This window comes from Citrobacter sp. wls717 (assembly GCF_005280955.1).
GTDB classification, from domain to species: domain Bacteria; phylum Pseudomonadota; class Gammaproteobacteria; order Enterobacterales; family Enterobacteriaceae; genus Citrobacter; species Citrobacter werkmanii.
Genome location: NZ_SZWW01000007.1, coordinates 487596 through 502021 on the forward strand (window position 1 = coordinate 487596; position 14426 = coordinate 502021).

Sequence of the window (14426 nt, forward strand, 5' to 3'; positions counted from 1 at the left end):
CTTTTATGAATTATTAACATGAATTAATTACGCTCACCGGGAAAATAATTAACAGGCGTTTATTCGCTATCTGGTGTGATTCTTTTTATATATGAGGCAAAGGAATCGTTAGAAAGCGAAGCGCGGTTATACATCAAATACAGTTTTGCTGACGGCAATTTTATACCGATGCTAATCTCTTTGAGATTAAAGACAGGGGAGAAAAATTCGTACATAATTCTGGGTATAATACCAATGATATCAGTGTTTGATATAACGTTAACGATTGAAATCAAAGAGTCGCTACTGAAACCAATATCACGATTGGCTAAAAGTTGATTCGTTTGTGACTGATACTCTTTCATCCCCTGTTCCTCAGTGAGGAGTAATGTAAATTTTTCCTTTAATAATTGTTCTACGGTACTTGAATCATTAATTCTGGGATGGTTACTGTTACGGACTAACACCCCTTCGAGCGTTTTGACCGGCGTGCATACAATAGAGCGGTTATGTACTGGTACGATTGTGAATACCAGATCCGCTTTGCGGTAAGATAGAATATTTTCAGCAGTTTCCGCGCTCATTAGAATGTCGTGATGTTCAATCTCAATATCAATATCAGAACCTTCTCTGAGAGAATGAACCATCTCGTATAAATTTAAATTGGTTGCCATTTGCGGGCTATAAATAATAAATTTTTTCTTTAAACTGGAGTTATGCATGATGTTAATTGTTTGCTCCAGTGAGTTGAGGTTTTGTTCCAGATGATGATGAAGATTGATGCCAGTTACTGTTGGCGTGATGCCTTTTCCCGAGCGAATGAACAATGGATCGTTAAACTGAGTACGAAGTCGTTGCAATGACTGGCTCACGGCCGAAGGTGTAATAAAAAGTGTTTCTGCAGCCTTGCTGATGCTCAGGTGCTGATAGATACATTCAAAAATAACAAGTAGGTTTAGATCGAATTTTTTAAGATCGTAAAGATTAGCCATGTATACTTTCCTCTGACGGTAAAATTTGAAATAATTAAATTATGAAATAGTTTGAAATGTACTTATTTACAGGCTTTATGTTTCAGTGCTTAATGAACGATTAATTTAAACTAACATAGCACAAAACACTTTATTTTCACGAGAAAAAAAAGAAGTGTGGTGAGTGATTGAAATGAGAACGATAACAATCACTCATTTTATTACCTTTATTTATTTCCCATGATAATGTTTAATTTCTCCTGATCGGGTAACCCGACTTCCTGTTGCAGCGTATTGTCTTTACTCATGTAGTAGATGGCTGGCGTCACGTTAGCACCCAAATCATCCATCAACTTTTGATTGATATTGAGTATCTTCATCTGCTCGGGCGGGAGAGAGGCAGGAATTTCCAGCTTCATTTTGCCGCCGGAGGCTTCATAGTCATGCCAGGTTTTGGCCGGATCTTTTGTCGACAAGATTGCGGCAGCTGTTGCCGGGCTTTCAGGTTTGATTACGCCCACCAGTAGCGTACGCAACTGAACTTTACCGGAATCGACCCACGGACGCGCCTGCTGCCAAAACTGTTTGCAATAAGGGCAGAAGGGATCGGCGAACACGTAGACAATCACCGGGGCCTCTTTCTTACCATCCAGAATCCATGAGGCTTTTTCCATTCGCTGCCACATCTCGCGCCCTGCTGGGGCATAGATCTCTTTTTCTATCAGTGCATTACTGAGGTTTTCACCTTTCTCATTGTACATGTAGCCTGAGATAGCATGTTTGCCGTCGGGCGTGACGTAGATAGTGACGCCCATATCCTGATATTTACCCAGATAACCTTTCATTCCGCCAGGGGCATCGAAAGGTTTCAGAATAGTAATGCCCTGTTTCTCAATGGCTTTAACAGGGGCAGGTAGCTCTTCGGCATGAACGATAGCGGGAAGTAAGGATAAGAGTAAGGTACGCTTGAACATTGATTTTCCTTATAAAATCAGAAGGAAAGGGGACTGAATTGCAAAACCTATCACAGCCATAGGTAAGATCGACAGTCTGTCGATTGCCCTTTCTTTAGTTGGGTGATGTAATCCCAATCGCTGTTACGACCTTTGTTAAGGTAATGTAGAGCGCAACACATAGCCAGTTCTGCTGGTACTGAAGTTACCTGCGGGTAGCTCGGGTAATGAGGCTCCCTGCAAAGGGGGCCTTTTTTACTTTTGTCTTTTAGGTTCGATTGAGGAAGTTGTTAGTTAACGCTTATTGATTTGATAAAGGAAACGCATTAGCCCTTGGAAGAGATTTTCGTTAACTTATCTCTCAACGAAAACACGGAGGAAGTACAGATGTCTTTGATTAATACCAAAATTAAACCTTTCAAAAACCAGGCGTTCAAAAACGGTGAGTTCATCGAAGTAACCGAGAAAGATACCGAAGGTCGCTGGAGCGTCTTCTTCTTCTATCCGGCTGACTTCACCTTCGTATGCCCGACCGAACTGGGCGACGTTGCAGACCATTATGAAGAACTGCAGAAACTGGGCGTAGACGTTTACTCTGTTTCTACCGATACCCACTTTACGCACAAAGCATGGCACAGCAGCTCTGACACCATCGCAAAAATCAAATATGCAATGATCGGCGACCCGACTGGCGCCCTGACCCGTAACTTCGACAACATGCGTGAAGATGAAGGTCTGGCTGACCGCGCAACCTTCGTTGTTGACCCGCAGGGTATCATCCAGGCAATCGAAGTTACCGCTGAAGGTATCGGCCGTGATGCGTCCGACCTGCTGCGCAAAATTAAAGCCGCACAGTATGTTGCATCCCACCCAGGTGAAGTTTGCCCGGCTAAATGGAAAGAAGGTGAAGCGACACTGGCTCCATCTTTAGACCTGGTTGGTAAAATCTAAGCTAATTTGTAGGCCGGATAAACGTAGTGCATCCGGCATTCCACAGGCGCAAATTTGCGCCTGTTTCATTCCAGCACCATGACGCAAGTTGCATTAATGCAGTCCCGCGAAGTCGGCTTGCATGATGATGTTTTCAGAGAGGGAAGAAGAATGCTCGACACAAATATGAAAACCCAGCTCAGGGCTTACCTTGAGAAACTGACCAAACCTGTTGAGCTGATTGCTACGCTGGATGACAGCGCTAAATCGGCAGAAATCAAGGAACTGCTGACTGAAATTGCTGAACTGTCAGAAAAAGTCACCTTCACAGAAGACAATACTCTGGCAGTGCGTAAGCCATCGTTCTTGATTACCAATCCTGGCTCTCACCAGGGGCCGCGCTTTGCGGGTTCTCCGCTGGGCCATGAATTTACCTCGCTGGTGCTCGCGCTGTTGTGGACCGGTGGTCATCCGTCAAAAGAGGCGCAGGCGTTGCTGGAGCAGATCCGCGATCTCGACGGTGATTTTGAATTTGAAACCTATTATTCACTCTCCTGCCATAACTGTCCGGACGTGGTGCAAGCACTGAACCTGATGTCGGTACTGAACCCACGCATTAAACATACGGCGATTGACGGCGGTACGTTCCAGAATGAAATCACCGATCGTAACGTGATGGGCGTTCCGGCGGTATTTATGAACGGTAAAGAGTTCGGCCAGGGTCGCATGACGCTGACTGAGATCGTGGCGAAGGTGGACACCGGCGCAGAGAAACGTGCGGCTGAAGAGTTGAACAAGCGTGATGCTTATGACGTACTGATTGTTGGTTCTGGCCCTGCGGGAGCGGCTGCGGCGGTGTACTCTGCACGTAAAGGTATCCGCACCGGTCTGATGGGCGAACGTTTTGGCGGTCAGGTTCTGGATACCGTTGATATTGAAAACTATATCTCGGTACCGAAAACCGAAGGCCAGAAACTGGCTGGCGCGCTGAAAGCACACGTTGATGACTATGATGTTGATGTGATCGACAGCCAAAGCGCCAGCAAACTGGTTCCTGCGGCGCAGGAAGGTGGGCTGCATCAGATTGAAACGGCATCCGGCGCGGTGCTGAAAGCGCGCAGCATTATCATCGCGACCGGAGCGAAATGGCGCAACATGAATGTTCCGGGCGAAGATCGATATCGCACCAAAGGCGTAACTTATTGCCCTCACTGTGATGGCCCACTGTTTAAAGGCAAGCGTGTGGCGGTGATTGGCGGTGGTAACTCCGGTGTTGAAGCCGCTATCGACCTGGCGGGCATCGTGGAACATGTGACGCTGCTGGAGTTTGCTCCTGAAATGAAGGCCGATCAGGTGCTGCAGAATAAACTGCGTAGTCTGAAAAACGTCGACATCATTTTGAATGCGCAAACGACAGAAGTAAAAGGCGATGGCAGCAAAGTCACTGGGCTCGAGTATCGTGACCGCGTGAGCGGCGATGTTCACAGTGTAGAACTGGCAGGTATTTTTGTTCAGATTGGTCTGTTGCCGAACACCAACTGGCTGGAAGGTGCCGTTGAACGTAACCGCATGGGTGAAATTATCATTGATGCGAAGTGCGAAACCAGCGTGAAAGGTGTTTTCGCTGCAGGTGACTGCACAACCGTACCCTATAAGCAGATCATCATCGCGACAGGCGAAGGCGCGAAAGCCTCGTTAAGCTCCTTTGATTATCTGATTCGCACCACAGTAGCATAAAAAAGTAAGACTCACCTGCAATGCCAAAACCGCCAGTCATTCGCTGGCGGTTTTTTATTTCGCTAAAGCGCGCACAACATGCTGACCTGCAATGTGATCCGTCAAAATGTGTACCGCCACAACCCATGCTGGTTGCACCAGGTATAGGCTGAAAATCCTCGTTTGCAGTTGAATTTACACTGTTTCCCTTTACAGATTGGGCGATCGCAATAAACATAAGCATCATTGCCCGCGAGTGCAAAAGTGGCTTCCGGCGGCGCGCCTGGCGGCAGATATTTAAATTGTCCCCCCTGAAAGGTGTAAATAAAGATCCACTCCAGATAGTGATCTGCCGTCATTGGATGCGCCGGATTACCTACCGTTACGGAAAGCGTATTTGATTCAAATCCCCCGGAAATGGTCATCAGCGGTTGATGCTGTTGGGCGAGCGCATCGGTAGTAGTGGCATCATTAACCCGTAACGCGACGAGTGTTTTTCCACAGCAGGTTATCGGGGATGTTTCGTCACGTATAGCCATGGTGACAAGGAACGCCCCACACTGAGGACAACGGTAGAAGTTCGGGTTAGGGCGGATAAAAGTGGGTTTGGTACTGTTTTTAATCCGGTTTGATACCCTGCGTACATTGCGGGAATGTTCGGGAACAGTATGAGTGAGAGACATAACGCGCTCCTTCTTACGCCGAGGTTGTTAGACCAGTCGTTTCTTGCGAGAGGGATGCCAGACGCTGGAGAATATCCTGTCGGAGAATGTATTTTTGAATTTTGCCTGAGGCCGTACGCGGTAATTTGTCTATAACAACCAGATATTCCGGGTATTTATATTTTGCGATACGCCGTTGGGCGAAAAACGCGATGATATCAGCCAACTGAAGCGTTTTTTGTGGATGACTCAGCACGACATAAGCGCAAGAACGTTCACCCAGGCGTTTATCCGGCATGCCCACCACAGCGGCATCGTGGATATCCGGATGAAGCAGCAGAATATCTTCTATTTCGCGACTACTGATGTTTTCACCGCCACGAACAATAACGTCCTTTTTTCGGCCAGTAATTTTGATATAGCCGTCTTTATCCATCCGGCAATAGTCGCCGCTGTAATACCACCCGTCGTCGTCAAGCACCTGGTCGGTCAGTTCCGGTTCATCAAGATAGCCGACAAAAACATTGGGGCCGCGAGAGGCTTCTTCGCCCTCATTATTTTCCGCCAGAGTCATCTTCTTCTGGTCGACCACTCTGATTTCAACGCCTGCAGCGGCTCTGCCATCCGTGTTCATTTGATGAGTCAGAGAGTCATGCGGTCGCACTATCGCATGGGGAGCACTTTCTGTACTTCCGTATACGCCAAGGAGTTGAATCCCTGCCTGGTGACATTCCTGCAGAAGTTTTCCTGGGATTGTGGTTCCCCCGCACAGAAAGAAGCGAAGAGAAGAGAGACTGCTGCGCTGTGCTTTGGAAGCATACAGCAGATCGCACACGAACGGTGTTGCCCCCATGATGCAGGTGCAGCGCTCTTGCGCCAGTAATGCCAGGCACTCTTGCGGAGAAAATATGTCCATCAACACGCTGCTGGCGCCCGTTAAAAAAGGGGCGGTCACGCCATGCAGAAATCCTGTTGCATGGGCTAGCGGAGCGGGCATGAGAATCGAATCCGTCCAGTTTATATTGAGCGCCGCGCAGAAGGTTCGTTCACTGGCGATGATGGTATTGTGCGTCAGCATCACGCCTTTGGGATGACCTTCCGTACCGGAAGTAAAAAGAACTGCCGCCAGATCGTCGCTATGCGTTAGGACGTGATGCGCTATTGGCGGAGAATCATTGAGGATCTGGCTTAGAACGGGGCCAGTGGGCGCAGGCGCCAGCGCCAGCTTATCAACCGCCACCACCTTCTCAAGCCAGGGCAGATCGGAACGGAGTGCGGCGATCCTATCTGCCGGGTTGTCGTTTTTAAAACTCGTTGGTGTAAACAGTATCCGGGCTCGGGATTTATTGAGTATCCAGGTCAGTTCACACTCCCTGAAAGCAGGCAGGAGCGGGACGATCACGGCTCCGCTTTTCAGACAAGCCAGATAAATTATCGTGAATTCACACCAGCCGGGCAACTGGAGCGCCACGCGATCGCCCGGGCGGATACCGGCGTCAATGAGCCAGGACGCCAGCCGTCCTGCGGCAATATCCAGCGCTTTATAAGTATAGTTATCCCCCCGATTATCGGTGACCGCCACTTTGTCTGCATACGCTTTGGCCGACAGGGACCAGTAATCGGCTAATGTCGCATCTCCCCAGTGGCCCTGTTGCCGGTATTGCGCTTTACGCTCGGCATTGATTTTTAGGTTCGTTGTCATTGGTTATGTCTCAGACTGAGTTCTTTTTTTGCAATACATCGCCAGTGCGCCAGCCAGTAGCGGCAGAGGCAAAAACAGAAAGACGTCACTGAATGTCCAGCCTGCTGCGAGCATGAGCGAACCCACGCCTGCGCTGGTAATCGCGCCCAGCCGGCCAATGCCCGTCGCCCAACCAACGCCGGTTGCCCGTATTGAAGTCGGGTAAAAGTGCGCAGCCAGTGCATAGCAACCGGGGTTGATCCCGTTGAGAGTGAAGCCAAGAATAAGAACCAGGGCATAGAGCAGGAAAAGCGAAGGGGTGAACAGCCCCAGAACTAATGCGCCGCATATGCTGCCTGACAGCGTCAGAATAATAGCCTCGTGTTTGCCCCAACGATCCATTTCAATACCAATGCAAAAATTGCCTATCATGCCGCCTATCTGAAAGACAGACCCCATAATGACGGCTTGAGAGAGCGTAAGTCCGGCATCTTTTATCATCAGGGGTAACCAACTGGATAAAAGGTAAACGCTGAAGAGTCCGACAAAAAGCGTCAACCACAGCGCCACTGTTCCCAGCGTGTAAGGGGGATGCAGCAGTGACTTTGCCGTGCTGGCGCGGGCTTTTTGCGGCTCGGTGGTGTAAAAACGCGTATCTTTGTCTGCAATTCCGGGAATAAACAGATTTAGCAGGCGAACCAGGCGCGCATCGTTACCGGCGTGCTGCACCAGATACAACATCGATTCAGGTAAACAACGCAGTAAAACCAGTGCCAGCAATAATGGCAAAATGCCGCCTGCGATAAGCACGGCGCGCCAGCCAAACGTTCCGAGCAACTGTTGGCTAAGTATGCCTCCCAGCGCTGCGCCAGAATTAAAGCCGCAATGGATCACCGTTGACAGGCGAGAGCGATAACGGTGGGGGGCGTACTCTGCAACCAGCGTCGTGATGTTGGGCATGGCTGCGCCTAACCCGAGTCCGGTAATAAAACGAAAAAAAGTCAGGCTGGATAAATTCCAGGCCCCGGCAGAAAGCAGGCTGCTGAGACCAAAAAAGACAACTGACCCAATAATTAACTTTTTACGTCCATAGCGGTCAGCTAGCGGGCCAGAAATTAAAGAGCCTGCCGCCAGCCCCAATAATCCACTCATCATAACCGGGCCCAGATCTTGTTTGGATAGTTGCCAGTGATCTATTAATGCCGGAGCAATGTAGCCAATTGCCGTGACATCGAAACCATCAATACCCAGAACAAAAAAACCGAGAAAGACAATAAACCATTGCCGTTTGCTGATGGGGTGTTTGTCTAAAATCGTACTGATATCAATTTGATTCTGTACCGACATGGTCTTCTCCCTGAACCGCGAACACGAGGTATCTCCTGATACGGCGATATGCTGTTTTGCAGGGGGTTAGCCGAAGCGAAATTCAACGCCAAACGTTCCTTGTGGATATTCCCATTTTTGTAGAATGGTGTGTGAACACAGCACCCGGCATGTGCCGCATTCGAGGCAGCCAGCATAATCAAAGTGAATATTGCCAGCGTCATCCTGGCGATATAATCCGGCGGGGCAGGCGAGGATCAGTTTACGGAACTGCTCTGGATCGGGGTTTTCCACCAGGACAATATGGGGATGGCTTTCATCGACCCTGAATTTATTCGTGCCCAATTTCACATCGACGTTCACGGTATTCATAATGCGCGAACTCCTTTAATGCCGTCTTTTAAGAGATTAATTAATCCGATTTTTTTGCCGTGCGCTAATACTGTCGAGCACAGTGAAGCAGGGGCCTTGCCGTTGACGGTAAACAGAGACGCCATGAGATCGGTTGCCATTTGCGGATATTGTTGAAAAATTCGCGGGTTCTCCATCATTGCAGGGAGGCGGCGGTAGTGGCGCATATCGCGTAACACCGCGCTTTTCTCCAGTGCGTTGGGATAAGCCTGGAGTTTTCCTTTACTGAAATCATTGGCATTTTTCGCGGCAATGACCGTTTGCGCCGCCACATTGGCTGCTGTGATGGCGAGATCCATGCCCCGCACGGTATAGCCCAGATTCAGACACATTCCGGCCGCATCACCGACAATCATCACTCCGTTCTCGACTAACGTTGGAACCATATCTATCCCGCCTTCCGGCACCAGATGCGCGGAATATTCCTGTAGCGTACCGCCTTCGATTAGCGGACGGATAGCAGGATGCTGTTTGAAGTCTTCCAGCATTTGCGGCACGGTTTTACGGGCATGCTCGATACCGTCGAGGCCGCATACCAGACCCAGTGAAAGCGTATCGCGATTGGTATACAAGAAACCGCCGCCCATTAATCCGTCTGACGGTGAACCGGCAAACAGCCAGGCAGCGCCTTCGTTACCTGTTAGCCCGAAGCGCTGCTGAATTTGTGCGGATGGCAGTGAAATCACCTCCTTCACACCAATGGCATAATGGTGCGGCGATGATTCTGGCACCATACCGATAGCGCGGCCCAGCAGAGAATTTACACCGTCGGCGAGGAGAACCACATTTGCCTCCAGGGTATCGTCTCCGGCCTGAACTCCCGTCACTCGTCCATTTTGACGAATCAGTGAATCTACTCTGACGCCGGTGATGAACTGAGCGCCAACGGCTTCTGCTTGCGCCATGAGCCAACTGTCAAATGTGCGGCGAAGCACCGTCCATGATTCTGCGACCGGGGCCTGTTGGGGGGGGCTCGCGAGATAGTCCAGCGTGACAGCGCTTTCTGTTGTAAGAAAGGAAATTCGCTCCCTGACTACTTTTCTTTCAACGGGGGCTATATGGGTAAAACCCGGCATAATTTCTTCCAGGCTGTGCGTGTAGAGTCGTCCTCCGGTCATATTTTTACTGCCCGCAGTATCACCACGCTCAATGACCAGCACATCCAGTCCTGCTTTTGCCATTACATAAGCGGCGATGCAGCCTGAGATGCCTGCGCCGACAACAATGGCGTCAAATTTTTCGTCCGACATCGCTTTTGCTCCTGTTGCCGCCATTCGGGATGGCGGCGTTAAATGTTAGTGCTGCAGCAGTTCCGTTAATGCCGGGACGACTTTATATATATCGCCTACCAGCCCGTAGTCGGCGTACTGAAAGATTGGCGCATTCTTATCTTTATTAATGGCGACAATGGTTTTGGCGCCATTACCGCCGACCATGTGCTGTATCTGCCCTGAGATGCCCAGCGCCAGATACACATCGGTTTTAAGCAGTACGCCAGAAACGCCAATGTAACGTTCACGATCCATCCAGTGCTCACCTTCAGCAATGGGGCGAGAGCAGCCGACTTCCGCATTCAGCGCAGCGGCTAAATCCCAGATCATATGCAGATCGTCTTTGGCCGCTAAGCCACGCCCAATACCGACGACACGACGGGCTTTACTGAGATCGATGCTGCTGACCGATTTTGCCCGGCGCGCTTTGCATAAAAGCTCATGTTGCGGTGGGATATAGCTGACGGGCATGGGAGCAAGCTGATGCGGCGCATTTGCTTCCAGCGGCTCGAATACGCCACTCGAAACGGTCACGATAGCCGTAGGTGTGTTAATTTTTTCCCGACCAAACGCCAGACCGCCATACATTCGATGTTCGGCATACAGTTCGCCATTCTCCAGCGCCAGGCTGGTGGCATCATTAATCAGCGCTGATTGCAGCAGGATGCTAAGCCTGGCCGCCAGGCTTTTTCCTCGTCGGGTTGCCGCCAGCAGGATTAATGTTTCCGTCCTGAGCTCACTGTCGTCTTTTTCGGTATTTTGTATCAGGGCCGCGAGGGTTTCTGCATAGTTTTCTAATCGTTGCTGTTCTGACTTTCCGCTCAGGACGTACACCGCGTCGGCATGTTGTACCTGCAAAGCCTCGCTCTCATCCCAGATGACCGCACTCACGTGTTCACCGAACTGCTTTGCTCCTGCAAGGAGATCCGCGTAACGGTCGGCGCTGTCACTCACTACCCATACCTGATTGATTTTGCTCATTCCAGCTTCTCCGTTGTCTTCAGTTCAGCACTTTATTGAGATGCTCTGCCAGGAGAGCGATATCTTCTGCGCCGTCGCCTTCAATGATGATGTGTTTACGTTCTGCCTGCTGCGGGGCATAAATATTGACCATTTCGGCCTCGGGAGACACCGGCGACCAGCCGATGTCATCGGCCGTCCATTGGGTAACGGGCTTTTTCCCTGCGCCGAGAATCGCTTTCATGGAAGGAATACGCGGTTCATTAATATCTGACGTGACGCACAAGACGGCAGGAAGCGGCACATCAATAATCTCTATTTCATTTTCCAGTGTGCGTTCGACCGTAACGTAGCCGTCATGGATTTCAATGTGGCTGACGGCATTGACGGTGGGCAGATGAAGCATTTCCCCGACACGCAGCCCGGTTTGCTGTGCATAGAGATCGCCAGAGCCTTCGCCACACAGCAGCAGATCAAAACCGATTTTCTTCGCTGCTGCGGCAATGACCCGGGAGGTTTCGTGCGCAAGCGCAGTTGACAGCCGCTCGTCGCGCACCAGGTAGAGTCCATGAGGACCTCGGGAGAGCAAATCTTTTCGCAGTTTGGCGTTATCCAGCGCCTGACCGCCAACGCACAGGGCTATGACTTCATCGTTTTCACCGGCCAGCAGGACGGCCTCTTCAATAGCATTGAGGTCGAATGGGCTGATTTTTTCTCCAGCACGCGTTGTGTCCAGCGTTCTGTCGGCGGTGATAGTGATGTCTTGTTCTTCCGCGACCAATTTATAACAGGCAAGTAATTTCATGACGTATCCTATTATTTTTCATACTGTTTCAGGATCTGGCGGGCTGAGATATACACCATAATCTCGTCAGTACCGCCACCGATGCGGTTAACACGGGTATCTCGCCAGAAGCGGGATACCCGGCTGTCATTGGTGTAACCAAGGCCACCTAAAATCTGCATCGCATCGTCAATGACTTCACAGGCTGACTGTGCGCAATACAATTTGCACATCGGCGCGGACAGGCGCATGGGTAAATCGTTGTCACATTCCCATGCCGTGCGATAGACCATGTTTTTCATGTTTTGGATTTTTATCGCCATTTGGGTCAGCTTGAGCTGAATCATCTGGAACTGGCCGATATTTTTATCGAACTGAATACGTTGGTTGGCGTAGCGGGCGGCATCTTCAAAGGCGCATTCCGCCACACCCAGCGAGTGTGCGGCGATGACGAGACGTTCAATATCGAAGTTTTCCATCATGTGAATGAAGCCGTAACCTTCGCGGCCCACCATCGCGCTTTCTTCCAGTTCAACGTTATCGAGAAAAACCTCACAGTTGCTGACCATGTGCCAGCCGATTTTGTGCAGGCTATTACGCTTAACGCCCGGCATGTTTGGATCCACCCACCACAGGGTGAAGCAACGCTTCGGATCTTCCGGTTCGGGATTGCGTGCCAGCACCAGCATGTATGGGTAATCTTTGGCGCCCGTGATGAACGTTTTTTGCCCGTTCAGATAAACTTTGCCATTTCTTCGGGTATAGGTTGTGGCGACGCGGTTATTATCCGATCCCGCCTGCGGCTCGGTGAAGGCGAGTGAATAGGCAGGGATCCCGGTCAGCCCGACTTCAGCCGTTTTCGCCAACTGTTCTGCATTGCCAAAGCGCTGCATATTATGGATGCATTGGCCTTCCGTCATAATGTAGGCGGGAGCCCCCATGCGCGCGATTTCCTCCAGAACCAGCACTTGCGTCATCATATCGGCGGGGATGCCGCCGAGTTCTTCTGGAATGCCTAACAGCCCCACGCCGCTTGCGGCCAATGCCTGAAAGAACTTGCTGGGGAAGGCGCCATTTTCATCACAGGTCTTGAAATATTCTTCGGGAAAATCTCGTGTTATCAGTTCGCGGATACTGGCTAAAAGCAGTTCCTGCTCTTCGGTCAGGCTAAAGTCCATGGTGTCTCCTCAATGATGCCTGCTGATAAGAATTGATGTTTCGGACGATGTTCATTTCTTTATATTCTGATCGTGCCTGGACGCCGACTTGCAGAATAATTGGTATGAGGAGAATAAATTCAGCGGGCATTAATGATGCATAGACATATTTAACAACGTCCTGGACAAAAGGAGCATTTAGTATGTTTTTGTGATGCGGGTTCAGAAATAAGCGCTGGGTTTTGGTGATGTTCGATTTGTCCTGTTTTTGGTTAAATCTGTCAATGTCAGGAGGACGAATTTTATTTTTATAATCCATCACGTTAATTCATGGAAACAGGTTGGTTAGAATATCTTATCTTTTATATATTCATATTCTTATGGCCTGCATTCTTACCTGAGTATTCAACGTGGAGTGGGGTTGGTATATGTCCATTTTATCTCAGCAGCAACTGGAAGCATTGAAGAAAAAAGTCAGAAAGGTTACCGAAACTGAGCTGGAAGAAATTCAACTGGAAGTTGAGCGGACGAATGTCTTTCCTGACTCTTATTACGACGTTTGCCGTAAAAACGATCTGTTTCGTCTGGCAATGCCTGAAGAATTTGGCGGTATGGGACTCAACTGCGAACAGTTCTTTTCGGTGATGGAAGAGTTTTGCCGCGGGCCTGGTGGGATGCGTATGAACCTGCACCACGCCAACGGATTGAACTGGCGAATTATGTACGATCATGGCGCAGAAGATTTGCGTGCTAAATGGTTACCGCTGCTGGCAAATAAAGATGCGTATATTAACTTTGCATTAACTGAGGCGGATTGCGGCTCGGGTGCAGATATTCGTACTACCGCGGTTAAAAAAGGGGATAAATATATTCTTAACGGAACTAAGACGTTGATATCTCATACGGATATATCCGATGGGAGCTATGTTATTGCGGTTACGGATGAGAATAAGCGTAAAAAGGGTGGCTTAACAGCATTCTTTATCGAAACGAATACCCCCGGTTATTATATTGATCCTATGCCGCACATGATGGGGTGCCGTGGCGCGGGTCATGCTTATCTGCGTTTTGAAAACTGCGAAGTCCCTGCGCATAACATTATGGGGAAAGAGGGCGATGGCCTGGATATTTTCATGAATGCGCTGGCGCATTCACGCGCCATGATTGCCGTAACCTGCCTTGGCATGTCACAGCGCTTCCTGGAGCTGGCGATTGCCAGAGCAAAAGATCGTGTGACTTTCGGTAAGGCTCTCGTTTCTCGCCAGGCGATTCAACAAACGCTGGCGGATATGGGCACGCAGGTACATGCGCTGCGCGTCATGCTGCGCGACTGTGCGCAAAAATTCGACCGTGGCGAAGATATTGAGATGGTTTCAGCCATGTGCAAACTGCACGGCATTGATACCGTGCGTACGGTATCGGATAGCTGTCTCGAAATCTTTGGTGGTATTGGCTATTTCGAAGATAACCCGTATGGCCCGGTAGAAAGGATGTACCGCGATGCTCGTGCCCTGTGGTTTGAAGAAGGCCCACGTACCGTGCAGCGACTGACTATCGCACGCCCATTGATTGCCGCAGGTGGTGAGATTCGCTAGTCCGGGGGCGTTTGCACCGTGTCAGAGGTT

Annotated in this window: 13 protein-coding genes; 3 read left to right on the plus strand and 10 right to left on the minus strand. The window is 49.8% G+C overall.

Annotation, left to right across the window (positions count from 1 at the left end; genetic code table 11):
* Positions 1–59: 59 nt before the first annotated feature.
* Positions 60–971, minus strand: coding sequence for a LysR family transcriptional regulator (locus FDX09_RS06980; RefSeq protein ID WP_121528745.1), 912 nt, complete (start codon positions 969–971; stop codon positions 60–62).
* Positions 972–1177: 206 nt separating this feature from the next.
* Positions 1178–1924 (minus strand): thiol:disulfide interchange protein DsbG, encoded by a 747-nt coding sequence (gene dsbG / locus FDX09_RS06985; protein ID WP_085047538.1) that lies wholly within the window; start codon positions 1922–1924, stop codon positions 1178–1180.
* A gap of 366 nt (positions 1925–2290) precedes the next feature.
* Here dsbG and ahpC point away from each other — a divergent pair, with 366 nt between their 5' ends.
* Positions 2291–2854: an alkyl hydroperoxide reductase subunit C gene (gene ahpC, locus FDX09_RS06990; protein WP_004859485.1), complete on the plus strand. Its 564-nt coding sequence runs from the start codon at positions 2291–2293 to the stop codon at positions 2852–2854.
* A gap of 150 nt (positions 2855–3004) precedes the next feature.
* On the plus strand, positions 3005–4570 hold the full coding sequence (gene ahpF / locus FDX09_RS06995) for an alkyl hydroperoxide reductase subunit F (RefSeq protein ID WP_137346970.1): 1566 nt from the start codon (positions 3005–3007) through the stop codon (positions 4568–4570).
* A gap of 101 nt (positions 4571–4671) precedes the next feature.
* On the opposite strand, the gene FDX09_RS07000 is transcribed toward ahpF, so the two are convergent.
* The 8 genes from FDX09_RS07000 to FDX09_RS07035 form a co-directional block, all read right to left on the minus strand.
* Positions 4672–5232 carry a desulfoferrodoxin family protein gene (locus FDX09_RS07000; protein ID WP_137346971.1) on the minus strand — a complete coding sequence of 187 codons (561 nt, stop codon included), beginning with the start codon at positions 5230–5232 and terminating at the stop codon, positions 4672–4674.
* Positions 5233–5245: 13 nt separating this feature from the next.
* Positions 5246–6913 carry a medium-chain fatty-acid--CoA ligase gene (gene fadK, locus FDX09_RS07005; protein WP_137346972.1) on the minus strand — a complete coding sequence of 556 codons (1668 nt, stop codon included), beginning with the start codon at positions 6911–6913 and terminating at the stop codon, positions 5246–5248.
* A gap of 3 nt (positions 6914–6916) precedes the next feature.
* The gene (locus FDX09_RS07010) at positions 6917–8239 is read right to left on the minus strand and encodes an aromatic acid/H+ symport family MFS transporter (RefSeq protein ID WP_038638665.1); all 1323 of its coding nucleotides are present in this window, start codon (positions 8237–8239) and stop codon (positions 6917–6919) included.
* A 66-nt stretch (positions 8240–8305) separates the two neighbouring features.
* The gene (locus FDX09_RS07015; protein ID WP_069323141.1) at positions 8306–8590 is read right to left on the minus strand and encodes a ferredoxin; all 285 of its coding nucleotides are present in this window, start codon (positions 8588–8590) and stop codon (positions 8306–8308) included.
* Positions 8587–9879 carry an FAD-dependent oxidoreductase gene (locus FDX09_RS07020; protein ID WP_137346973.1) on the minus strand — a complete coding sequence of 431 codons (1293 nt, stop codon included), beginning with the start codon at positions 9877–9879 and terminating at the stop codon, positions 8587–8589. Before FDX09_RS07020 ends, FDX09_RS07015 begins: the two co-directional genes overlap by 4 nt.
* Positions 9880–9924: 45 nt before the next feature.
* Positions 9925–10881 carry an FAD-binding protein gene (locus FDX09_RS07025; RefSeq protein ID WP_137346974.1) on the minus strand — a complete coding sequence of 319 codons (957 nt, stop codon included), beginning with the start codon at positions 10879–10881 and terminating at the stop codon, positions 9925–9927.
* 19 nt (positions 10882–10900) lie between these two features.
* Complete coding sequence (locus FDX09_RS07030) at positions 10901–11665, minus strand: electron transfer flavoprotein (protein WP_137346975.1); 765 nt, start codon at positions 11663–11665, stop codon at positions 10901–10903.
* A gap of 11 nt (positions 11666–11676) precedes the next feature.
* Entirely contained in the window at positions 11677–12822 is a 1146-nt protein-coding gene (locus FDX09_RS07035; RefSeq protein ID WP_085047531.1) for an acyl-CoA dehydrogenase, read from the minus strand.
* 407 nt (positions 12823–13229) lie between these two features.
* On the opposite strand from FDX09_RS07035, the gene FDX09_RS07040 reads away from it, so the two are divergent.
* Complete coding sequence (locus tag FDX09_RS07040; protein WP_038638685.1) at positions 13230–14396, plus strand: acyl-CoA dehydrogenase family protein; 1167 nt, start codon at positions 13230–13232, stop codon at positions 14394–14396.
* The last annotated feature ends 30 nt before the right edge of the window (positions 14397–14426 follow it).

Excerpts from the sequence above, each read along its gene's own strand:
- FDX09_RS06980 (WP_121528745.1), bottom strand. The coding sequence starts at position 971 with ATGGCTAATCTTTACGATCTTAAAAAATTCGATCTAAACCTACTTGTT.
- dsbG (WP_085047538.1), bottom strand. The coding sequence starts at position 1,924 with ATGTTCAAGCGTACCTTACTCTTATCCTTACTTCCCGCTATCGTTCAT.
- ahpC (WP_004859485.1), top strand. The coding sequence starts at position 2,291 with ATGTCTTTGATTAATACCAAAATTAAACCTTTCAAAAACCAGGCGTTC.
- ahpF (WP_137346970.1), top strand. The coding sequence starts at position 3,005 with ATGCTCGACACAAATATGAAAACCCAGCTCAGGGCTTACCTTGAGAAA.
- FDX09_RS07000 (WP_137346971.1), bottom strand. The coding sequence starts at position 5,232 with ATGTCTCTCACTCATACTGTTCCCGAACATTCCCGCAATGTACGCAGG.
- fadK (WP_137346972.1), bottom strand. The coding sequence starts at position 6,913 with ATGACAACGAACCTAAAAATCAATGCCGAGCGTAAAGCGCAATACCGG.
- FDX09_RS07010 (WP_038638665.1), bottom strand. The coding sequence starts at position 8,239 with ATGTCGGTACAGAATCAAATTGATATCAGTACGATTTTAGACAAACAC.
- FDX09_RS07015 (WP_069323141.1), bottom strand. The coding sequence starts at position 8,590 with ATGAATACCGTGAACGTCGATGTGAAATTGGGCACGAATAAATTCAGG.
- FDX09_RS07020 (WP_137346973.1), bottom strand. The coding sequence starts at position 9,879 with ATGTCGGACGAAAAATTTGACGCCATTGTTGTCGGCGCAGGCATCTCA.
- FDX09_RS07025 (WP_137346974.1), bottom strand. The coding sequence starts at position 10,881 with ATGAGCAAAATCAATCAGGTATGGGTAGTGAGTGACAGCGCCGACCGT.
- FDX09_RS07030 (WP_137346975.1), bottom strand. The coding sequence starts at position 11,665 with ATGAAATTACTTGCCTGTTATAAATTGGTCGCGGAAGAACAAGACATC.
- FDX09_RS07035 (WP_085047531.1), bottom strand. The coding sequence starts at position 12,822 with ATGGACTTTAGCCTGACCGAAGAGCAGGAACTGCTTTTAGCCAGTATC.
- FDX09_RS07040 (WP_038638685.1), top strand. The coding sequence starts at position 13,230 with ATGTCCATTTTATCTCAGCAGCAACTGGAAGCATTGAAGAAAAAAGTC.